Origin of the sequence: Slackia isoflavoniconvertens (assembly GCF_003725955.1) — a bacterium.
In the GTDB taxonomy this organism is placed as follows: Bacteria; Actinomycetota; Coriobacteriia; order Coriobacteriales; family Eggerthellaceae; genus Slackia; species Slackia isoflavoniconvertens.
The window spans coordinates 84,501-105,863 of sequence record NZ_QIBZ01000008.1 but is presented as its reverse complement, the minus strand read 5'-3'; the positions used below and the strand labels follow the sequence as shown (position 1 = coordinate 105,863).

17 protein-coding genes and 1 riboswitch are annotated in these 21,363 nt (G+C 58.2%); of the genes, 7 read left to right on the top strand and 10 right to left on the bottom strand.

The window, feature by feature from the left end; translation table 11 throughout:
* Positions 1-170 precede the first annotated feature (170 nt).
* Both DMP05_RS05900 and DMP05_RS05895 read left to right on the top strand, forming a co-directional pair.
* A complete protein-coding gene (locus DMP05_RS05900; protein ID WP_161957483.1) occupies positions 171-1,175 on the top strand; it encodes an amidohydrolase family protein in 1,005 nt (334 codons plus the stop codon).
* 271 nt (positions 1,176-1,446) lie between these two features.
* Positions 1,447-3,168 (top strand): Na+/H+ antiporter NhaC family protein, encoded by a 1,722-nt coding sequence (locus tag DMP05_RS05895; protein ID WP_123219575.1) that lies wholly within the window; start codon positions 1,447-1,449, stop codon positions 3,166-3,168.
* Between the two features lie 180 nt (positions 3,169-3,348).
* Here the strand turns inward: DMP05_RS05895 and DMP05_RS05890 are convergent, their stop codons facing one another.
* Positions 3,349-4,575, bottom strand: coding sequence for a deoxyguanosinetriphosphate triphosphohydrolase family protein (locus tag DMP05_RS05890; protein WP_123219587.1), 1,227 nt, complete (start codon positions 4,573-4,575; stop codon positions 3,349-3,351).
* Positions 4,576-4,931: 356 nt separating this feature from the next.
* Positions 4,932-5,040, top strand: a riboswitch (glycine riboswitch).
* A 163-nt stretch (positions 5,041-5,203) separates the two neighbouring features.
* Between DMP05_RS05890 and DMP05_RS05885 the strand changes: the two genes are divergently transcribed.
* The 4 genes from DMP05_RS05885 (at position 5,204) to folB (ending at position 8,724) form a co-directional block, all read left to right on the top strand.
* On the top strand, positions 5,204-6,685 hold the full coding sequence (locus DMP05_RS05885; RefSeq protein WP_280176482.1) for an alanine/glycine:cation symporter family protein: 1,482 nt from the start codon (positions 5,204-5,206) through the stop codon (positions 6,683-6,685).
* Between the two features lie 196 nt (positions 6,686-6,881).
* On the top strand, positions 6,882-7,439 hold the full coding sequence (folE, locus tag DMP05_RS05880; protein ID WP_123219573.1) for a GTP cyclohydrolase I FolE: 558 nt from the start codon (positions 6,882-6,884) through the stop codon (positions 7,437-7,439).
* A gap of 86 nt (positions 7,440-7,525) precedes the next feature.
* On the top strand, positions 7,526-8,347 hold the full coding sequence (locus tag DMP05_RS10145; protein WP_244595070.1) for an HD domain-containing protein: 822 nt from the start codon (positions 7,526-7,528) through the stop codon (positions 8,345-8,347).
* Positions 8,348-8,364: 17 nt separating this feature from the next.
* Positions 8,365-8,724, top strand: a complete 360-nt coding sequence (folB, locus tag DMP05_RS05870; RefSeq protein ID WP_123219572.1) for a dihydroneopterin aldolase — start codon at positions 8,365-8,367, stop codon at positions 8,722-8,724.
* Between the two features lie 21 nt (positions 8,725-8,745).
* Here the strand turns inward: folB and DMP05_RS05865 are convergent, their stop codons facing one another.
* From DMP05_RS05865 to DMP05_RS05835, 7 genes are all read right to left on the bottom strand, one after another.
* The gene (locus DMP05_RS05865; protein WP_123219571.1) at positions 8,746-9,633 is read right to left on the bottom strand and encodes a DMT family transporter; all 888 of its coding nucleotides are present in this window, start codon (positions 9,631-9,633) and stop codon (positions 8,746-8,748) included.
* Between the two features lie 281 nt (positions 9,634-9,914).
* The gene (locus DMP05_RS05860) at positions 9,915-10,856 is read right to left on the bottom strand and encodes a DMT family transporter (RefSeq protein WP_244595069.1); all 942 of its coding nucleotides are present in this window, start codon (positions 10,854-10,856) and stop codon (positions 9,915-9,917) included.
* A gap of 191 nt (positions 10,857-11,047) precedes the next feature.
* Positions 11,048-13,027 (bottom strand): Stk1 family PASTA domain-containing Ser/Thr kinase, encoded by a 1,980-nt coding sequence (gene pknB / locus DMP05_RS05855; protein WP_123219570.1) that lies wholly within the window; start codon positions 13,025-13,027, stop codon positions 11,048-11,050.
* A gap of 121 nt (positions 13,028-13,148) precedes the next feature.
* Complete coding sequence (locus DMP05_RS05850; protein ID WP_123219569.1) at positions 13,149-15,962, bottom strand: FtsW/RodA/SpoVE family cell cycle protein; 2,814 nt, start codon at positions 15,960-15,962, stop codon at positions 13,149-13,151.
* Complete coding sequence (locus DMP05_RS05845) at positions 15,962-17,116, bottom strand: Stp1/IreP family PP2C-type Ser/Thr phosphatase (RefSeq protein ID WP_123219568.1); 1,155 nt, start codon at positions 17,114-17,116, stop codon at positions 15,962-15,964. The genes DMP05_RS05850 and DMP05_RS05845 overlap by 1 nt, the downstream gene beginning before the upstream one ends.
* Positions 17,116-17,529 carry an FHA domain-containing protein gene (locus tag DMP05_RS05840; protein WP_123219567.1) on the bottom strand — a complete coding sequence of 138 codons (414 nt, stop codon included), beginning with the start codon at positions 17,527-17,529 and terminating at the stop codon, positions 17,116-17,118. Before DMP05_RS05840 ends, DMP05_RS05845 begins: the two co-directional genes overlap by 1 nt.
* Before the next feature lie 10 nt (positions 17,530-17,539).
* Positions 17,540-18,883, bottom strand: a complete 1,344-nt coding sequence (locus DMP05_RS05835; protein ID WP_123219566.1) for an FHA domain-containing protein — start codon at positions 18,881-18,883, stop codon at positions 17,540-17,542.
* 86 nt (positions 18,884-18,969) lie between these two features.
* Here DMP05_RS05835 and DMP05_RS05830 point away from each other — a divergent pair, with 86 nt between their 5' ends.
* Positions 18,970-20,751: a serine/threonine-protein kinase gene (locus DMP05_RS05830; protein WP_123219565.1), complete on the top strand. Its 1,782-nt coding sequence runs from the start codon at positions 18,970-18,972 to the stop codon at positions 20,749-20,751.
* Positions 20,752-20,803: 52 nt separating this feature from the next.
* On the opposite strand, the gene DMP05_RS05825 is transcribed toward DMP05_RS05830, so the two are convergent.
* Complete coding sequence (locus tag DMP05_RS05825) at positions 20,804-21,070, bottom strand: Txe/YoeB family addiction module toxin (protein WP_123219564.1); 267 nt, start codon at positions 21,068-21,070, stop codon at positions 20,804-20,806.
* Entirely contained in the window at positions 21,063-21,320 is a 258-nt protein-coding gene (locus DMP05_RS05820; RefSeq protein ID WP_123219563.1) for a type II toxin-antitoxin system RelB/DinJ family antitoxin, read from the bottom strand. Before DMP05_RS05820 ends, DMP05_RS05825 begins: the two co-directional genes overlap by 8 nt.
* Positions 21,321-21,363 lie beyond the last annotated feature (43 nt).

Below are 21,363 nucleotides of genomic sequence, written 5' to 3'. Positions count from 1 at the left end.
GAGTCCTACCGCGTCCGCCATGCCCTCATGCAGGAGGGCTAGCCGCTCAGAAAGCGTGCGCACTTCCGATGCTCAGGCTGCTCAATTTCCGATGCTCTTTTTGCTCAAATCCTCTTGACGAAACACAAATTGGATACTATTTTCCCTTAGTGAGTCGATAGGGGATGACTATGACCTGGAAAGTGCATGAGGTTCATGGGCGTCTTTATCCCGACCAGGGATGGACGCCTGCAAAAGTGATTCTGGAGGACGAGAAGCATCTCCATGATGCTGACCACCCCGAGGCAAATGGTTGGCCTATTTGGCATTTTCGTCATACTCGACCGAGTGAAGGGTCGGGGTCGGGGGTTCTTCCCGATTGCCCAATTGTCGATGTCCACACTCACGCATGGGTCGATAGCTTTGCGCCTCGTATGCGTGCTTATTTCGGAGACAACTTCGGTGCTACGGCGTTTAACCCCGGTACGCTCGATGGCGTTCGGGAGCGAAAACGCGAGCTTGGCGTTACGAAATCGGTGATTCTTCCCGTGCCTACGAATCCTCGTCAGGTGCCGCAATTCAATGATTGGCTGCAGGATTATACCGATGATCCTGATATCGTTCCGTTCATGAGCGTGGTGCGCGATATGGATGACCCTGTCGCCGAGATTCATCGGTGCGCGAAATTGGGCTTTAAGGGCATGAAGTTGCATCCGGTGAATCAGCATTTCAAAATGAGCGACCCTAAAATGTTTCCTATATATGAGGCTGCCATCGAAGAGAATATGGTCATCCTGTTTCATACGGGCTCGGGCATTGATTACCCGACGGTTGGCCCTGATTGGGATTGTTCGCCCGTTGAAATCGATCGCTTCTTTAATAAATTCCCGTACGAGCGAACGGTTTTGGCTCATTTGGGCGGCAGCGTGCCCGACTTCACGCATCCGCCCGAGCTGCATCCTGAATGGCCCGGGTATATGGACACGGCTTTCCAGATCGGTCACATTGCCAACGACGATTTCCTGCGCATTGTACGGGAATATGGCACGACGCGCATTTTGTTTGGCACCGATTCTCCCTGGGAGGATACTGCGGACTTTTTGACGAGGCTCGCTCACATTGGCCTGACTGATAGTGAATTGCGCGATATTTTGTATCGCAACGCCAATACGTTGCTTGACCTTGGTTTGGAGTAGTTCGTTGCCGTCAATCGATTTGCTAGGGGGCCGCATTTTGCGGTATTGATAGACATCGGTGAAAATATAAGGTCCTGTTCACGATAGGGGTCGAGCATCCCGCCCGATTATTCAACCGTTCCCATGTTATGAGCTTCTTCTATACCTCGCCTGGTCAAGGCGGGGTATACTCTTCTCTACATATGTTGAGCGGGTGCGCTTTCGCCGATGCTCCGTTTGCCGGGCATTTTGGGAAGAGGTGAAAGCGCGTCCACTTATGAAGGAGTGGATAATGGAAGGTTTTGCGCTCATTGACACGGGCATATGGTCTATTGTGCCCCCGCTTCTGGCGCTCGGATTGGCGCTTCTTACGAAGGAGGTGTATTCTTCCCTCACGATTGGCGTTTTTGTTGGCATGGTGATTTATACCTTCACCATCGATGGCGTTGGATTCGGGTCGCTCGTTGATGCGTTCTGCCTGGTTCCCCAAATGATGGGTGAGCAAATTGCCAACAACGGCGCGCTGCTGCTGTTCTTGGCGTTGTTGGGTGCGCTTGTCGTGCTTATTGCTATTGCCGGCGGCTCCCGTGCGTACGGTGCATGGGTTTCGCAGCATGTGAAGAGCGCTCGCCTCGCCCGCGTGATGACTGCCGTTTTGGGCATTCTCATTTTTGTGGACGACTATTTCAACTGCCTTACGGTTGGCGCGGTCATGCGTCCTATCACTGACCGTTTCCGTATGAGCCACGAAAAGCTGGCATGGCTTATCGACTCGAGCGCGGCACCCGTGTGCATTATCGCCCCGGTGTCTTCGTGGGCGGTTGCCGTTGGCGGCTATCTGGGCGATGACGGCTTCAATCTGTTCGTGCAGTCGATTCCGTATAACTTCTACGCGCTCGCGACTATCGTGTTTGTGTTCTTCGTCGCTTTCATTGGATTGGATTTTGGTCCCATGAAGAAGGCCGAAGAGGCTGCTGTGAAGTATGGTTCCGCCGAGGCCGAGGAAGTTGCTGTCGCCAACCCGGGCAAAGTAATTACCCATCCCGACGAGGTCGAGGGCGATACGCGCCTGAGCGTTGCCGCCGAGCGCACCGCTGCTAAAATCGCCGCGAAGAATAACCCGCAGACCGCCCGCGATTTGCCTGCAACCGTTATTGCGGAAGAGACCGAGCTCGCTGAAGCGTTTGAGGCGAATAAGGCTGAAGCTCAGTTCAAGGGAATGGAAGTGTCCAATAAGGGCAAAGTGTTCGACCTAATTGTGCCTATTCTTGTTTTGATTGTGTTCTCCATTTGGGGCATGCTCTATATCGGCGGTTTCTTCGAAGGCGTCGAATTTGCGGCTGCCGTTGGCGAGAATCCCGTTGCTGGCTTGTGTATTGGCTCGTTTGTGGCGCTGGTCGTGGCTGCTGCCATGTACCTGCCTCGCGGCTTGTGCACGCTCCAGGGCTATATGGAAGGCGTTGCCGAAGGCGTGCGCTCCATGGTTGGGGCCATTATGATTCTCGTGCTCGCCTGGTCGCTCGGCGGCGTGTGCCGCTACATGATCGGCACGGGACCGTTCGTCAGCGGTTTCCTGAATGGATTGGGCATTAGCCTTACTCTGCTGCCGTTCGCCATTTTCCTGGTTGCGGCATTCATCGGCTTTTCTATGGGTACGAGCTGGGGCACCATTGCTCTCATTCTGCCCATCGTAGTCGGCGTGTTTGACCCGAGCGACCCGCTGTTCTTGGTTGCCATCGGTGCGACTCTCGGCGGCGCGGTGTATGGCGACCATATCTCGCCGATTTCCGATACGACGATTCTTTCGTCTGCCGGAGCCGAGTGCAATCATATGGCACACGTGTCGACGCAGATTCCGTACGCATCCATTGTGTTCGTGTCGGGCGCTATCGGTTATGTCCTTGCGGGCATCATGGGCAGCCCTTGGATTCCGTTGGCCGTCACCATTGTGCTGGCGTGCGTCGGCTTCGTCGCGATCGCCAAGATCATGAACAAGAAAGACGCTGCGGCGTAAGAGCTTGATTCGGAAGAGGCCGGGTTCGCCCGGCCTCTTTTTATGCAGTCTGTCGAGATTCGCCCGTCATGCGTTCCCGCTTCGGTCAGGTCCTGGCTCGCACGAACAGCACATTCGGTACTGTTCGGCTCGTGCGGAATCTATCGGAAACGCATGACGGGCGAATCTCATAGAGGGTTTTTATGCCTGCCGGTAGTCGATTCCGTCGAAGTAGCTGCGGAAATCTACGTGGCGGCTGCTGTGGGGGCAGATGAATTTATGGGCGGCTAGGAAATACTCGTCGGTCATTGCGGCGAGATAGTCGACGACGATTTGGTGCGGCTCTTCTTTTCGGTAGGGCGCCTCGTCGTCGTAAAGGCGGCGCTGGTGTTCGATTTTTTCGATGTGATGCTTGAAGAGCGGGGAGCTTTCGTTGTTCGTCTTCAGGTCGCGAAGCAGCTGCTCGTAGAGCTCCTCAAACATGGGGCGAATTTCTTCTTCGTAAATATCGCCCTGATCACCGGCCAAATAGATGCGTTCGTAGTTTTCGGCTTTTGCGGTTTTGAGCGCTGCGAAGGCGTCATCGCTCATCTCGATATGGTCGCGAAGGTAACTATGTTCGACGATATCGACGGTGAGATTGTTGATGATTTCCGCATTCATGACCCCCATGGGGCCGGCGGTGAAGTGTTTGTCCGATTCGAGCGCGCCGACGCCCATGGCGTCTTGGCGATCTTTGCCCACATACGCAATCATGTCGGAAATGCGCACCACGCAGCCCTCGAGCGTTGCTGGACGCAAGTGCCCGATGGCTGATTCGTCGGTATAGCACGCTTCCATATGGGCATCGAAATCGTCGAAGGAATGCGTGGTGCCCAAATAGAACGTTTTCTGGCTGCTTTCGCCGTTGTGGCACAATACGCCGTCAAGCGTTTGTAGGCTTACGTTGCGAGCGTACAGATGGTCGAGCACCCGTGCGCTGTGGACGTTATGGTTGAAATAGCGCCCTGTGTCGGCATGGTAAAGGTCGTTCAAGATATGCTCGCCCGCATGTCCGAAGGGCGTGTGTCCCAAATCGTGACCGAGGGCAATGGCTTCCGTGAGGTCTTCGTTCAGGCGCAGCATGCGTGCGATGGTGCGCGCGGTGCGGGCGACGAGTTGCACGTGCAGGCCGCGTCGTGAGATGTCGTCATTGCGCACGAAGCTGAACACCTGGGTTTTGCCCGCATACCGGTTATAGGGCGGAACGTTGAGGATCTTATCGATGTCTCGACAGAACGGGGGGCGGTGCAGCCGTTGTGACATGTCTCGCTTGGGGTTGCGCCGTACAACGTCTTCGTTCTTGCAACGATAGGGGTTGGAAATGCCTTTATCGGTATCGGCATTCCACCGATCGATGAACTCGGAAGAGAAGTTGTTGTAGGCCATGGCTGCTCCTTGGCTGCGTTTCGAAAGTCGATATGCCGAGTATACGACATCGGTGCGTGCCGGCTGCAGGGAAGCGGAAAGGGCTTCGCATGTGCGATTTCGGTCATTCATAGGCGGGTGCTTTCAATTGGGCGGTCGTGCTTGTCAACCTTCTATGCTCCCTTGAAACCTTTTTGAAAAAATTGTTCCACTGTAGCGTGCGATAGTGATATAGTCTCCGTCAGCACCTTGAGGGATTGAGGTTAGCCTTTTTCCTCTCTCTTGTCGCTCTTCTCAATCCTCCAAGGCCACAAGTGCATAGCGCCACCCCGTCGATACGTCTTGAATCGAAGCTTTCCCGGCCGAGACTGGACGCGTTAGGGGCCTCTGGAGAATCCCAATCATTTGGGTGCCGAAGGGGCAAGCGCCGCGAAACCCATGATCGCGCGGCGTGAAACTCTCAGGCAAAAGGACAGAGCAGCTTCGCAGCTTGTTGCAGGTATTCGTGCATGCGCATCCCCGCAACAGCTCTTCTTCTGTTTTTTCATTTCTCCTTATATTCCAAGGCTCCTTCGCTTTCCGAAAGCGTGTCGCGCGCGGCGTTAGATAGTCGGACGTTTCGCGATGCGGAATGAAGAAAGGAAGAGTTGTGGAACAGTTTTTCGCCACGGTGAACAGCATTTTGGTCGCCATCGACGATTTTATTTGGGGCGTGCCGCTGATGGTTCTCATTTTGGCCGGCGGCATTCTTCTGACCGTGCGCCTGCGCGGCCTGCAGTTTGCTAAGTTGCCCCGCGCGCTTCGCTACATGATGAAGAACGAAAAGGGCGAAGACGCCCATGGCGAGGTATCGAGCTTCGGCGCGCTGTGCACGGCGCTTTCGGCCACCATCGGCACGGGCAACATCGTGGGCGTTGCGACGGCTATTGTTGCCGGCGGCCCGGGTGCGATGTTCTGGATGTGGCTCGCCGCGTTGTTCGGAATGGCAACGAAGTATTCCGAGGGCCTGCTCGCTGTGAAGTATCGCAGCATCGACGAAGACGGCCACGTGCTCGGCGGCCCGTTCTACTACATCGAGCGCGGCATGAAGCAGCGTTTGCCCCAGATTTCCTGGCGCTGGCTCGCAAAGATCTTCGCGTTCTTCGGAATGTGCGTTGGCCTGTTCGGCATTGGTACCTTCACTCAGGTGAACTCTATCAACTCGGCTATCACCGGCTTCTTTGATCCGAATATGGCGCATACCGTGAGCCTGTTCGGCATGGAATATTCGCTCGCTACGGTTATCGGATCGCTCGTCGTCGCCATTTTCGTTGGCCTGGTTGTCATTGGTGGTCTGAAGCGTATTTCGAGCGTTGCTCAGAAGGTCATTCCCATCATGGTTGTCGTCTATGTGGGCTTCTCTCTGGTGCTCATCGTGGTGAACATCACCGCCCTGCCCGATGCGCTGGTCACGATTGTCGAGAGCGCGTTTGGCCTGCGTGCCGCTGCCGGTGGCGCTCTGGGTGCGATTATCATTGCTATGCAAAAGGGTATCGCGCGTGGCATTTTCTCTAATGAGGCCGGTCTTGGTTCTGCTCCTATTGCTGCTGCCGCCGCTCAAACCAAAGAGCCCGTGCGTCAGGGTCTCGTGTCCATGACGGGTACCTTCCTGGACACGATTGTCGTGTGCTCCATGACTGGTTTGGCTCTCGTGATGACGGGCGCGTATCAGATTCCGGGCCTTGAGGGAGCGGCTGTTACCACTGCTGCATTCCAGACTGGCTTGCCGTTCATTCCCGGCGAAGCCGTGAGCTTCGTGCTTATGATTTGCTTGGCTTTGTTCGGTTTCACCACTATTCTTGGTTGGGACTACTATGGAGAGCGTTGCCTCGAGTATTTCAGCAACGGTTCGAAGAAGGCCGTGAAGGCGTATCGCTGGGCGTACATCGCCTGCGTGTTTGCTGGTCCGTACATGACCGTTGCCGCTGTGTGGACCATTGCCGACATCTTCAACGCGTGCATGGCCATTCCGAACATGATTGCCCTGATTGTGCTTTCGGGCGTGGTTGTTCGCGAGACCAAGGACTTCTTCAAGCGTCTTGAGGAAGCGAACGGCGATGAGGAGACTATGGTTCCGTATAAGGCGCAGTAAGAATCGATTCGCCCGATGGAAGCGGGTGGCGGTGAGCTGATTGGCTTCATTTGAAGTTGCGGCTCGCTGTCGCCCGCTCGTTTGAAGAAACTTAGAGCCAAGGGCGCTTTCGCTGTTTGCAGCTTTATAATATCCCCCATGAACCGACGCGCCTTCGGGCGCGTTTTTGTTGTTTGCGGAAAGACGGGAACCGAACGTGGTCGACCAGGAGAAAATCCAACAGGCTGTTCGCCTTTTGCTCGAGGGCATGGGGGAAGATGTTGAGCGCGAAGGGCTGCTCGAGACGCCTCAGCGCGTGGGGCGCATGTATGCTGAAATATGTCGAGGCATGGACGAGTCGGCATCGGAGCATTTGTCTACAACGTTTTCCATCGACTCCGACGATATGGTCGTCGAGCGCGATATTCAGTTCTACTCGCTGTGCGAGCACCACTTGCTTCCGTTTTATGGCAAGGTGCATCTCGCCTATATCCCCAACGGTCGCGTGACGGGGCTCTCGAAGCTCGCGCGCACGGTTGAGGTGTTCTCTCGACGCTTGCAGCTGCAGGAGCGATTGACTTCGCAAATCGCCGATGCGCTTATGGACGATTTGGGCGCGAAGGGCGCTATTGTCATGGTCGAGGGCGAGCACATGTGCATGTCGATGCGCGGTGTGAGCAAGCCGGGCGCTTCGACCGCAACGCTTGCAAAGCGTGGTGTCTTCGAAGGTGATCAAGCGCTGGTCGATGAATTCTTCCGCTTGATTGGGAAATAGTCCGAGTGCATAAACTATCGATGAGCCTTGCTTTTTTGCGAGGCTTATTATTTTGATTGACCGAATGTAGGACCGGGGAGGCGAGTATGGCGAAGCCCGATAAAACCGAACGATTCAAAGTGACCGAACGCGAGGCCGGAACGGGGCGCGTTGTGCACGAAATGCAGGGCGACGCTCCGGTCTTGTCGGCGGCAAGCCCGTCTGACGGCGCGAAACTTGAAGGCTTCGAGGGGCCGGTTAACCCCCTTGCGGTCGACCCTCATATTCCTGCGACTTCTGTGCCCGCAACGGGCGGCGGAGTTTCTGCCGTCGAGGTTTTGCCGACGGGTGCGTCGCCTCTTGGAGCGGCATCGCCGAAGACCGCATCGATGATTGCGCGCGAGCAGGAGCTCGAGTTGCGCGGTATTTGCGGAAATGACCAGGTCATGCCTGCGGTCGATGCAATTCGCCGCCATCCCGATTTCGTCGATCATATGAAGCGCATCCATCGTGCCGAATTGAGCCGCGAGTTTTGTTGCCACGGGATTGACCACCTGCTCGACGTGGCACGCATCGCGTATATTCGCGTGCTTGAGCGCAAAATGCCTTTCCGAAAAGAAACGGTCTATGCAGCAGCCTTGCTTCACGATTTGGGCAAGGCCGAGCAGTATGAGCACGGTGAGCCCCATGAGGTTGCGGGAGCTCGTGTTGCGACGAATATCTTGATGGATATCGATGGTTTCTCGGCGCTTGAAAAAACGGCCATCGTTGCTGCGGTGGCACAGCACCGCTGCTTCGCCGATGATGCCTCGCCGTTAGGCAAGCTGCTCTATGAGGCCGACAAGGTTTCTCGCCCGTGTTACGCGTGCGTAGCGCGCGAGCGATGCGATTGGCTGCCCGAAAAAATGAACGTTGGTATTAAAATTTAGGTTGAACAGGGGATACGATGGATGAAATTCGCATCGTCGATTTAGAGGTATTCGCGAACCATGGCGTGTTTCCAGAGGAAAATGCGCTGGGGCAGAAATTCATCGTGAACCTCGTGTTGCGCGGCGATTTTTCGGCGGCATGCAAAAGCGATGCCCTGGACGATTCCGTCGATTATGGCGCGGTGTGCCATCTGGTCGATGCGACGTTGCGCGCATCGACGTTCAAGCTGATTGAGCGCGCGGCGCAGGCTGTGGCCGATGCCGTGTTGGATAGATTTCCGCTGGTTCAAGAAATTGATATTGAGCTGAAAAAGCCCTGGGCGCCTATTGGCCTGCCCGTTGCGTATGCCTCGGTGAAAATTACACGAGGGCGATAGGCTGAATTGAGCGCAGACAGGTCACTTCTTTTTCGGCCTGGGAAATATTTCGCTTATCACGATGGCGCAGAAGATGAGCGCGAAGCCAGCAAGCAGCATCCAGGTGAGCTCTTCGCCATAAAGCAACACGGAAAATGCCACGCCAAACACGCTTTCAAGCGAGAGCAAAAGCGACGCTTGCGCCGGGGGGATTTTCGCTTGTGCCACATTCTGGAACACCATGGCCAAACATGATGCGAAAATCACCAGGTAGCCGAGCTGTACCCAGAAATCGATGCCAAGCGAGGAGAAAGCAGGCGTAGGCTCGCTGAGCGCTCCAATTGCGATGCCGCACAGGCCGCTTGTGCCGATTTGCACGATGGTGATGGTCATGATGTCTCGACGGTTGGCGAAAACGGGCACCATAACCATATGCAGCGCGAAGAACACGGCTGAGAGCAGGGTCATCGCATCGCCCCAGCGCATAGTGAACGTGAAATCGCCGCCGAGCGAAACGAACCCGACGCCCGCAATGCACATGACGGCGGCTACCAGGTTGAACACCGTGGGACGACGCTTCGCCACAATCCAGTAAAGGAAGGGCACCATGACGCAATACGTCGCGGTAAGAAACGCGTTGCGGCCGGGTGTTGTATCGGTGATGCCGATAGTTTGAATCCAGAAGCCCAAAAACGAGAGCACGCCAAGCACGACGCCTGCAAAAAGGTGGCTCGTATCGAAGTTCGCACGCAGCGTTTTATGGAACACCACGGCAAGAATTGCCGCGGTGGCGACGAAGCGCATGCCCATAAGCCACGCGGGCGGTACGGCATCGACGGCATCTTTTACGACAACGAAGCTGAAGCCCCAAATAATGGTGGCTGCAATAATGAGCAACTTGTAGAACAGAGCGGGGAGTTCTTTTTTCATCGGAATTCTTTCGTGATTCTTGCTGAGGCGACGCTTCGTTTTCTTTGCCTATTGTACGAGTTGCGACGTTGATTTGGCAGGAATCGCACCCAGGGGGCCCTTTTGCAGGAGCCTTGGGCACTAAAATGATGGTGCGGAATAGCGTGAGCAGGCATTTTGTTTTATACAAGCTTGTTTTGCCTTTGGTTTTCGACGAAAGAGGAGCCCCTTTGGTGCGATTCCTGCCAATGCGCGCGGCTTCATATGCAATGAGGCCCCATGGCGACGTTTTCTGCCGTGAATTACTGCGAACTTCCTTTCTTTAGGGGGAAGGTTTCGCTTACCGCGATGCCGAAAGCGATAAGCGCGAAGCCGATGATCGCTGTGATGGTAAGCGTATCGCCGAAGAAGAGCACGGCGAATGTCACGCCGAACAGGCTTTCGGTCGACAGCAGCAAGGCGGCGGGTGCTGCGGGAACGTGTTTGATGCCAATATTCTGGAAGCAGAGCGCGCCGCACGAAGCGAACACCACAAGATACACCATACCTGCGAACACCGAAGGGTCGGCAAACGTGGTTAAGTTCGGTGTGCCTTCCGTTGCTGCTCCCCTCGCCATGCCAATGAGGCCGGCGACGATGAATTGGATCGCGGAAAGCGCGAGCGCATCGCGCCCATCCGAGAGGCGCGCCGATACCGCCATATGCAAACCTAGGAAAAAGGCCGAGGCGAGCATGATTGCTTCGCCGATTCCGAAGGTGAGCGAGACTTCGCCTGCTCCGGAAAACGAGATGAAGCCAATGCCAGCTAGGGCGAGCAATGCCGCGGCGATGTTGTAACGTGTGGGGCGTTGCTTTGAAATCGCCCACGCGATGAAGGGCACCATGATGGAATACGTGCCCGTAAGAAACGTTCCCTTTGATGCCGAGGTGAATTGAAGGCCCGATGTGTTGAGCAGATATGCCGGCGCGAGAACGAGGCCGATTATTGCGCCGGCAACGAGCATCTCTCGATTAAGGCATTGTGCGACGCGCTTGCGGAAAACGATGAGCAAGAGAATGCCTGCGAGGAAAAACCGAATGCCCATAAGCCAGGCAGGGGGAAACACTGCGACAGTGTCCTTGATGATGCAAGTGCTGAGGCCCCAAATGGCGGCGGCGCCGAGGAGCATGGTCTTATATCCCCATTGGGGAAGTGTCGTTGCAGAGGTTGGAGGATTGTTCGTGATGTGTGCCATGCCTGCCATTGTAGCGGGGCTTTTGAGGCGAATCGAGGGTTGCGTATCACGTGAAGTTAGGTATTTCAAATGGGGTGCTCGCGAACGCGAATCTAAGGGCACTTGCCGAATGGCGTTCGCTCCATCGTCGGGAACACGATTGCGATTAAAAAAGAAGCGCCCCTCGGTTGAGGAGCGCTTCCTGAAATTGCGAGCGGCCGCTAGTTCGTCGTGCTTCCGGTGTTGGGGGTGTTGCCGGAATTGTTCGAGTTATCACCCGTGGAGTTCGACGATTCGGGCACGACGTAAATGGTGACCACGGTGCCGCTGTCGACCTTCTTGCCGGCGGTGACGCTTTGCTTGGCGACCGTTCCCGGGGTTCCCGAACCAGCGGATGCCGTATCAAGCGCATAGGCGAGGTTGCACGAGAGCAGCGTGTTGATCGCTTCGCTCTGGCTCATGCCCGTGACCGACGGAACGGTGACCTTGTTCTTTTCAGGGTCTTGGCCCTGCGATACGGTGATGGTCACGGTGCCGCCTTTTTCAAGCTTGCCGCCGTTGGGGTTTTGCGACATGACGATGCCTTCGCCGTATTTATCGCTGTAGTCGCCCGTTTCGACCTGCACGGTGAACCCGGCGCTTTCCAGCTGGGCTTTTGCGCTTGCCTGGTCGGACCCGACTACGTTAGGCACCGACGTGTCTTCGGGGCCCGTGGAAATCCAATATTTGACCGTGGTGCCCTCGTCGACTTCCTTGCCTGCGGCAGGGTCTTGCCTGCTCACGGTGTCTTTATCGGCGTCGGATGCCTCGTTGCCGGCGTATTGGGCCTTCAGGCCAGCGTCTTTCAACGCCTTTTCGGCCTGTTCGGATGTCATGCCCGAGAGGTCGGGAATGGAGCCCTTCTTTACGCCCTTCGAAATGACGATGTTGATCTTACCGCCCTTCTCGAGGTCGCTGTCGGCTTCGGGGTCTTGCTTGCACACGCGACCCGCTACGGTTTCGGCGTCGTAGTCTTCGGTGACGGTGCCTACGGTGTAGCCGGCTTTTTCAATGGTTTGAACGGCGGCCTCCTGGGTTTGGCCAATCACGTTGGGAACTTTGTCGCCCCCGCCGAGACCTCCCGTTATCGCGAATGCGAGCGCGGCGATAAGGGCGATTGCCGCGATGGCCGCGACGGCGATAAGGGGGCCGCGTTTCTTGCTCTTCGCCTTGCCCATATCGATATCGTTGCCGCCGCGGTATGAGTTCGTTTTCATTCCCGTGTCGCTGCCGATGGGCTGCATAACGGCGGTGCCGCCCGCTTCGCTTGCCATGCCGGGCACGCTGCCCATGACCGACGTGGGAGCGCTTGCGAAGCCGCCCGCCGCACCGGCGATGTTTACGGGGCGTCCCATGAGGAAGTCGTCGAGCGCCTGCTTCATGTCGCGCGCCGTTTGGAAGCGGTTGTAGGGGTTTTTGTCCATCGCCTTCAAGATAATGGCTTCGAGGTCGGGCGAAATGTCGGGCTTGACCTGCGAAGGGGGCAGGGGCTCTTCCTGAACTTGCTTCATGGCGACGCTTACGGCATCGGGGCCGTCGAAGGGAAGTTGGCCCGTGGCGGCTTCATAGAGCACGCAGCCGAGCGAGTACATGTCAGAGGCGCCGGTGAGCTCTTTGCCCTGGGCCTGCTCAGGCGAAATGTAGTGCGCCGTGCCAAGCACGCTGCTCGTTTGCGATTTCACGGAGTTTTTCGCGCGCGCGATGCCGAAGTCCATGACCTTCACGTTGCCGTCGGGCTGGACCATGATGTTTTGCGGCTTCACGTCGCGGTGGATGATGTCTTGGTTATGCGCGACGGAAAGCGCTTGGCACACTTGGCTGCCGATTTCGGCGACCTTGCGCTGATTGATGGCGCCACGCTGCAGAATGGCGCTCTTCAAATCGGTGCCACGCACGTATTCCATGACAATGAAGTACGTGCCGTCATCGTGGCCCCAGTCGTACACGTTCACGATGTAGGGGCTCTGCAGGTTGGCCGCCGATGCGGCTTCCTGCTTGAAGCGCGCCGCGAATTCGGGGTCGGCTGCGTATTGCGGCAGCATCACCTTCACCGCGACAATGCGGCCGAGCGTTTGGTCCTGGGCCTTGTAGACCTCGGCCATGCCGCCAATGCCGATGCGCTCGGTGATGCGGTATCGGCCGTTGAATACTCTGCCTATCACGTTTCTCTCCTCACCTTCCGCCGCCGCGGATGGACCTATGGTTAAGCGCTTTTCGGCTGGTGCGTTTTCCTGGTTCGATTGCCGAGCGCTTTCTTTCGTTAAATACCTTATTTTATTCCAACTACAGCAGGCCTTGCGCCTGAAGTGCCGAAGTTAACACCTTCTGCGCACGCACGCTCGCCAGGCCCGATTCGTCGGTGCCGTGCACGCCTTCTTCGATGAGCACAGCGACGGCGACCGAGGGGTTGTCGGACGGTGCGAAGCCCACGAACCAGCTGTCGTTGTATTCCTTGTTCGTCTCGGCCGTGCCGGTTTTGCCGGCGACCTGCACGCCTTGGATTTTTGCTCCCGCGCCGGTGCCGTTGTTCACGACGCCTTCCATCATTTCGGTGATGGTTTTCGCTGAAGAGCTCGACATGACGCTGCCGAGGCTCTTCGGAGTTGCGCTGAAGGAGCGCTCGCCTTGGGCGTTGTAGACGCCTTCAACGAAGTATGGCTTCTCGAGCACGCCGTCGTTGGCAATCGCCGAGGCGACCATCGCCATTTGCAGCACGGTGGCCTGCGGGCCTGCGGGGCTTGCGTGCTCGCCTACCGGCTGGCCGCATGCCGCCCACGCGGTTTCCCACGTGGTCATCTCGTCGGGGTCGGGCATGAGGCTTGCCGTGGTGGGGATGTCGGTGTCAATGGCGCTGCCGAAGCCGAACTTCTGCGCGGTTTTCACGAGCAGGTCGCTGCCGACTTCCTCACCGAACTGGCCGAATGCCGTATTCGACGAAACGGCGAGAGCCTGGGCGAGCGTGATGGTGCCATAGCCAATGTCGTCGGCGTTGGTGACCGATGCGTTGCCGATGGTCATTTGCGCAGGCGCGTCGATGGTGGTGGAAGGCGTGGCGAGGTTGCCCTCGATAAGCGCAGTAAGCGTGACGAGCTTGAATGTGGAGCCCGGCGCATACACGGCGCTCGTGGCGCGGTTGATGAGCGCACCATTCGTGGCGTCGGTTCCGCTTGCGGCCTGGGCCAATATGTCGTCGACGTCGTTGATGTCGTAGGTGGGCGAGCTCGCGCAGGCGAGCACCGCGCCCGTTTTCGGGTTCATGACCACGACGGCGCCCTTGTAGCCCTCGAGCACCGATTCGGCGGTTTTCTGAATCTCGGAATTGATCGTGAGGCGCACGTCGTTGCCGGGCGTCTCGATTCCCGCCATGCTGTTCACTACGTCGGTCCAGCTTGCGAAGCTCGAATCGCCTTTCAGCGCGTTGTTCTGCGAGGCCTCGATGCCCGATGCGCCGTAAACCTGCGAGTAGTATCCCACCAGGTGAGCTGCGAGCGAACCCTGCGGATATTCGCGCGTGTATCCGCCATCGTCCGCCTGCACGCTGTCGGCCAACACGACGCCATCGTATGTGGAGATGGAGCCGCGTTCGGTGCGCGCTTCCTTATAGAGCGTGTGGTTGTTGCCGGGGTAGCTCTGATACTCGTCGGCCATAAACACCATAACGTAGGTGAGGTTCGCTACAAGCGCCGCGAACATGAGCGCGAACGCGAGCGCGGTATTGGTGAGACGTTTGCCCAGGGCAACGCGGCCGAGCACGCCCGTTTCTGCGGGGCGGCCGTGCGAGCCGTGCGCGCCAATGGGGGCCATGCGGCTCGTTCCGTCGCGAACTTCCGAGTTGATGCCGGTGCCCTCGTCGCCGCATCGCAGCAAAAGGCCAATGCCAATGAAGCTTGCGAGCAGGGAAGATCCGCCTTGGCTAATGAAAGGCAGGGTAAGGCCTGTAAGCGGAATGAGTCGCGTAACGCCGCCCACGATGATGAACGCCTGAAGCACGATGGTCACGGTGCAGCCTACGGCCATCATGGCCGACACGTCGCTTTTCGCGCGAGCCGCGGTCGCGAAACCGCGAATGCACAGACTCAAATACAAAAGCAACACGGCGGCTCCGCCGAGCAAGCCCGTTTCTTCGGCGATGGCGGCGAAGATGAAGTCGGACTCAACGACGGGGATGTTTTCGGCGAGGCCGTTGCCGATGCCTACGCCCACCATGCCGCCATCGGCCAGGGAATAGAGCGTTTGGCACAGCTGATAGCCATTGCCCGATGCGTCAGAGAACGGGTCGAGCCAGGTGTTCACGCGAATTTGCACGTGGCCGAAGAACTGGTACAAAAACACGCAGCCAATGGCGGCAAGGCCGAAGCCCACCACTAAATAGAGCTTCTTTCCGCTCGCGATATAAAGCATGACCAGGAACAGCACGAAGCATACAAGTGCGCTTCCCAAATCTTTCTCGAACACGACGATGATGAACGAAATCGCCCACATCACGAGCAGTGGCGCAAGCGTTCCCAGGTCGGGAACGCGGAAGCGGCCAACGCGCACGGTGAAAATGGAGAGCATCTCGCGGTTTTGCGCCAAATACGACGCCAAGAAGATGACGATGCAGATTTTCGCGATTTCGCCTGGCTGGAAGCTGAAGGGACCAAGCTTCAGCCAAATGCGGCTGCCGAGGATTTCCTGGCCGAGGCCGGGAATCATGGGGGAGAGCAGCAAAATGATGCCCAGCACCATGAACGTATATTTGTATTGTGAGAGACGGTCGATGTTGCGCACGACCGCCAGAGTGATCACCATGCACGCGATGCCAACGAACAGCCAGATGATCTGGCTTACCGCCAAATCGGGCGCGAGGCGCGTGACGAATGCGATGCCGATGCCGGAAAGGCCGAATGTGATGGGCAAAATGGCCGGATCGGCGTTTTTCGCAAGGAAGCGGGTGGCGATGTGCGCCACCACAAACGCGGCGAACAGGCCGAGGGGCGCGGTGAGCGATTCGAGAGAAAGCGACGTGCCTTGCTGAACGAGCACCATGGCGAACAGCAGCACAACGAACGGCGCCGCCAAGCACAAAAGCAGCAGTTCGGTATTGCGACGGCTCATTATTTGTCACCACCCTTTCCCTCATTGGCGTCGTCCTGCGTTTTTTCGGAAGTCGCTTGCGATTTCCACGTGCTCACGAGCGAATCGGCGTCGGCCACGGAATCGACGCGCATGCCGCCGTTTTCGGTGAGCCTATCGATGGTGTTTTGCGGAAGGTCCAAATCGCTCGTTTTCACGCCGGTTTTATGGTCGAGCGTGTAGGTTTGGATGCCGAATACCTCGCCCGGCAGGCCGCGGTTCACGACAATCTCGTTATTCGAATCGACGGTAAGAAACGCCACGTGGTTCAAATAGGCATACGAGCCGAAGGCGGTTGCAGCGAGCACGGCAAGAAGCGCAAGCGCGCCGATAATGGCGCCCGTTCGGCTGCGGAACCGCGCTTTTTTCACGCGGGTCTCTTCGTCGCCTTTCACATCGATTACGACGGCGGTCACGTTGTCGAAGCCGCCTGCCTTAATTGCCTCATTTACCAGGATGTTTGCGCAAAGCTGCGGGTCGCAACGACGCACAAGCACGCTTTGGATGTCATCGTCTTCAATCATCGACGAAAGGCCGTCCGAACACAAAAGCAGCCTGTCGCCGCCTTCGAGCGTCATCTCGTAAATATCGGGAAGGGTTCGCGGATCGCTGCCAAGCGCTCGGGTGATGACGCTGCGCTGGGGATGCACGCGGGCCTGTTCTTCGGTGATTTCGCCCGCTTCAACCATGTCGGCCACGAGCGAATGGTCGCGCGTGATGCGCTGAAGGTTGCCGCGATGCAGCAGGTAGGCGCGCGAATCGCCAACCTGCGCCACTACGAGGCGAACTCCGTCGACCACGGCGGCGGTCATGGTGGTTCCCATGCCTTGTTTGCCGCGCCCGTCGACCGCGGCGCGAATAACCGCGCGATTCGCTTCGACCACGGCGCGCGCGAGCGCATCGCCGTCGGCGGTGTCGGGTGCGTTTTCGACAAGCGTTTGGATGGCGATTTCGCTGGCGACCTCACCTGCCGCATGGCCGCCCATGCCGTCGGCGACGGCGAATACGGGTGGGGCCACGGTCAGGCTGTCTTCATTATGGTCGCGAACCAGGCCGACGTCGGTACGAGAACCGTATTCGGGGAAATCGACCTTGGCGTGGCGGCCGCGGCGCTGGGCCTTCTTTGCGGCGGCCATTATTCGTACCTCACTCGCATGGTGACGTCGCCGATATTGACCACATCGCCGCTCTTGAGCGCGACAGGTTCAGCGATGCGCTGGCCGTTTACGGCAGTGCCGTTCGTTGAACCCAAGTCTTCAACGAACAGGTTTTGGCCCATGATGGAAAAACGCGCGTGGCGCGCGGAAACGTAGCTCGCGCCAATCACGATGTCGGCGCCAGGCGAGCGACCCACGATAACGGGGCCGCGTACGGGCATTTTCACGCCGCGCAGTTCTTTGGGCCCGCGTTCTACCGACACCTCCCAGGCCTTTTCGCGTTTGCGCTGGCCTTTCACCAGGCCAATTCCCGTTTTCATGATGGCGAACAGGAAGAGATACAAAAGCGCGACGAACAGAAGACGGCCAACTAAAAGGACGATGTCGATCACGGAAGGGCTCCTAACGCAGTGAGAAGATGAAATCGGTGATGCCGAGCGTGATGCGGTCGCCGTCGGACAGGCCGCGTCGCGTGACGGGCGCACCGTTGACGAGCGTGCCGTTGGTGGAGCCAAGGTCGGTAATGACCCAGACGCCCTGCGGTTCGAATTCGATTTGCGCGTGCTGGCGCGAAGCATTCAGGTCGTTCACGACGATGTCGTTGCCCGTTTCGCGGCCGAGGAGCACGCGGTTGGTGGCAAGGTCGTAGGAGCGATTCGATGCGACGTCGATGAGACGCGCGCGAACGGCATTGGCATTGGGGATTTGGTTTGCCTGTGCGGCACCCGCAGTGAACGCGACGGTTCCAGGAACGCCCGCATAAGCGGCATTGCCCGGCATGCCGGGCGTGCCACCTGCGGCTTCGGCGACGTGGGCGACATCGGGGAATGCGCCAGCTCCGCCTGCGGGGTAGGTCGCGGGGAATGCGCCGGGGAACGCGGGGGCCTGCTCAGGCAAAATGACCGGTTCGGGCGCGGGAGGCTGCGGAATGCTCTGCGCGAACGATTGGGCGGCCTGGGTTCCGGCGGCAGCCGGCTGCGCGACGTGCTGCTGGTTGGCGTAGGCGGGAGCTTCGGGCTCAATCACGGGCGGTACGTTGACCGGCGCATGGGGGTCGCTGAAGTTCTCGCTGTTGAACGTGTATTCGCCGTAGTTGGCGTCGTAATCGATTTCGTCTTCGTTGACCTGGGGCAGCGGCGGCTTTGCGACGGGTTGCTGGGCTGCGCCGTATGCCGCGCCTGCTGCGGCGCCGTATCTGGGCGCCTGACCGAAAGTCGCATTTCGATTGGGCTGCGCGTAGGCGGGTTGTTGGGGCTGCGCTTGCGGTTGCTGACGGTATGCGGGTTGCTGCTGGGGTTGCTGCGCGTAGCCTCGGCCACCGGTGGGAGCCATGCCGTAGCGCTGCATTTCCTCATCGCGCAGCTGTGCGATGATGGGTGCGCTCACCACTTCGGCGATCACGTCGAATTTTCCGTGCTTCAGGCTCTCGTCCACGATGAAGCGCACGAGCGGCTTGCAATCCAGGGCCAGACCTTCGGAAGACGCTGCCGATTCGAGGCGCGTTTCGGTTTCGCCCGCAAGCGTGGGATAAAAGCCGAAGAGACGCTGGTCGTCGTCGGCGTTCACGAGCACGGTGTAGAGCGTGGGGGCGAATTCGCGGCCCGCACTCACCATTTTCTCGCGGCGCATTTGCTTTTCAGCCTTCTTCATTATTTGGACGGGCGAGATGGCGGCGTTGTTCATTTTCCCCGCTGCACCCTCGAAGGTATCTTCCATTTTGCCTTCGAATTTCGAGAAGAATCCCATGGGCGACTCAAGCCTTTCTGCGGTTTTAGTACGTGAGCTTAAAAAAGATATAATAGCCAACCATTAAAACAGAAAGGCCATGTGGCGTGCAAAATCTCATCTTGAACAGATATAGGCCGCTCGAGGAAGCGGGCGCGGGCGGTTTCGCGACGGTGCTTGCGGCGTGGGATACGCGTATTCAGCGACGCGTGGCTATTAAGTGCCTGCGCCTTGACGGCTACGCGTCGCCCGCTGATGCGCGCTCGCCGCGCGAGATTCCCGGGCTCGATGAGGCACGCACGGCTGCCATGCTGTCCGATTCGCACATTGTGGGTGTGTACGACTTCGACGCATCGGGCGCCCAGGCGTATTTGATCATGGAATACATGGATGGCATCACGCTCACCGAGCTCATGCGCGAGGAGGGTGCGCTGTCGCTCGATGTGGCGACGTGTGTGTTCGAGGCCGTGGCCGGCGCGCTCGAAACGGCGCATGAAAACCAGGTGCTTCACCTCGATATCAAGCCCGATAACGTCTTGATTAACCGGCAAGGCCAGGTCAAAGTGGCCGATTTTGGTCTGTCGCAGTTGTCGCATGCGGCGGGGTATGGCAGAGCGGCGGGTGGAACCATTGGGTATATGCCGCTCGAGCAAATGCGTCTTGAAGCGTGCGACGCGCGTACCGATGAGTGGGCGCTTGCCGCGCTTACCTATGAAATGCTCGTGGGCGAAAATCCATTTCGGGCGCCTGGCCTCGATGCTGCCGAACGTGCCATTGAGCAGGCGGAAGTGTTTGTGCCGTCTATGGTGCGCGGCGATTTGAACGAGGAGGTCGACGAGGCGCTGTTTGGTGCGCTTGCAATCGACCGCGACGACCGATTCGATTCGGTCGAGTTGTTCGCCGACGCTATGCTGCCGCATATGGGTGACGCGCGGCGAGGCGCGCGTGAGCTTGCGGTGTTGGTGGGCGAGGCGTGCGACGATGGCGCCGATTGCGACGAAGAGCGCGGCGCGGCGTCGGCCTTCTTGCCGGGACTCGGCGGATCGCATGCGGGCTTGAGCATGGTTGACCGCATAGCACCGCGCACGAAAGCGCTGGTCGCGCGTTTATGGGCGGCTGTCGTATGCGGGTTTGCCGCGTTCGAGGCAGCTGCGAACATTCCCGCGTGCATGACGATTGCCGGGCGCATGGAGCCGGCGTTTTGGGGCGTGGTGGGCGTTGCCGTTGCGGCGGCGCTTGCGTGGCCTGGAGCTGGCGCGGCGTTTGCGGTGGGCGCGCTCGTGGTGGCGCTCGCGCTTTCTGGGTCGCCGTTTTTGGCGCTCGCGCTCGCGCTTGCGGGCGTAGCGTGGCTTGCGCTCGGTGGCGCGCGACATCATGCGTGCGCGAATGTGGGCACAACGGCTGTTCTGGCGGGCGCATTCGGCTTCGCGCCGGTGGTGCCGCTGCTCGCGGGGTATTTCCTGAACGTGAAGCATGCTTTTGCGGCTACAGCGTTTGCCGTGGTTTCGGCGTTTTGCCTGGCATGCGCGGGCTCGCTCGATTTGACGGGTTGGAATATGTTCGCGTTCGGGGCTATGCCGGGCGCGAGCGCTATGGAGGATGCGGCGTTGTCGCTCGTCGCAAGCCCGAACGTGTGGGCCATGGCGGTGTCGTGGCTGGTCGCTGCTGTGGTAGGCTCGCTTCTGTGTGCTCGCGGTAACCGTGGCCTTGCGGCCTGCGGCATGCTTGCGGCAACGACGATTTTGGTGCTCGGCGTTATTGCGGCGACGCATCTTGGTGGCGCCGATTTCCCCGACGTGGCGCAGCTCGCTCCCGCATTGGTTGCCGGTATCGCCATGACCTGCGCTACGGCGGCCGGCGTTCCCCAAAGGCCCGCCCGAATTGAATAGCGGGATGCCTTTCGCTCACGGGGCGGGCGTCCCGATCGGAACGCGCAGCGGTTTAGTGATCTCCGTAATGCGATTTGCAAGAGGCGATTTCTATATTTGGTCCCAATACGCGATACACGAGCCTGTTTTGTTCATCGATACGACGTGACCAGAAGCCCGATAAGTCTCCTCGAAGAGGTTCGGGCTTGCCCGTTCCCTCTGAGGCGCCGTTGCGCTCGATGTCTTTAACCAGAGCATTGATTCTCTTGAGAGTTTTTCGGTCTTGGGTCTGCCACCAAACGTAATCGTCCCAGGCTTCTGGCGACCAGACCTTATTCATCGTCGGTCAATTCGTGCGCAACGCCGTGGCCGGTATTCAATGCTGCGATTGAGCGGCGAAGATGGGCGAGGTTCTCTTCGTTGTAGAACGGATCGACCGACACTTCGAAGGGAATGCGACGTTCGCGCCCCACCTTTTTTGCGAAGATAGTAAAGGCCGTGGTCATGCTCATGCCCAAGTCTTTGCAGACGGCTTCCATGTCGCGTTTCGTGGCTTCGTCTATGCGGATGTTAATCGTTGCTGTCGCCATAATTCACCTCTTTTGTATGTGGCTCCATTATAGCTAGAATCAA

Coding starts and splice junctions, on each gene's coding strand:
- DMP05_RS05900 (WP_161957483.1), top strand. CDS start 171: ATGACCTGGAAAGTGCATGAGGTTCATGGGCGTCTTTATCCCGACCAG.
- DMP05_RS05895 (WP_123219575.1), top strand. CDS start 1,447: ATGGAAGGTTTTGCGCTCATTGACACGGGCATATGGTCTATTGTGCCC.
- DMP05_RS05890 (WP_123219587.1), bottom strand. CDS start 4,575: ATGGCCTACAACAACTTCTCTTCCGAGTTCATCGATCGGTGGAATGCC.
- DMP05_RS10145 (WP_244595070.1), top strand. CDS start 7,526: ATGGCGAAGCCCGATAAAACCGAACGATTCAAAGTGACCGAACGCGAG.
- folB (WP_123219572.1), top strand. CDS start 8,365: ATGGATGAAATTCGCATCGTCGATTTAGAGGTATTCGCGAACCATGGC.
- DMP05_RS05865 (WP_123219571.1), bottom strand. CDS start 9,633: ATGAAAAAAGAACTCCCCGCTCTGTTCTACAAGTTGCTCATTATTGCA.
- DMP05_RS05860 (WP_244595069.1), bottom strand. CDS start 10,856: ATGGCAGGCATGGCACACATCACGAACAATCCTCCAACCTCTGCAACG.
- DMP05_RS05850 (WP_123219569.1), bottom strand. CDS start 15,962: ATGAGCCGTCGCAATACCGAACTGCTGCTTTTGTGCTTGGCGGCGCCG.
- DMP05_RS05845 (WP_123219568.1), bottom strand. CDS start 17,116: ATGGCCGCCGCAAAGAAGGCCCAGCGCCGCGGCCGCCACGCCAAGGTC.
- DMP05_RS05835 (WP_123219566.1), bottom strand. CDS start 18,883: ATGGGATTCTTCTCGAAATTCGAAGGCAAAATGGAAGATACCTTCGAG.
- DMP05_RS05825 (WP_123219564.1), bottom strand. CDS start 21,070: ATGAATAAGGTCTGGTCGCCAGAAGCCTGGGACGATTACGTTTGGTGG.
- DMP05_RS05820 (WP_123219563.1), bottom strand. CDS start 21,320: ATGGCGACAGCAACGATTAACATCCGCATAGACGAAGCCACGAAACGC.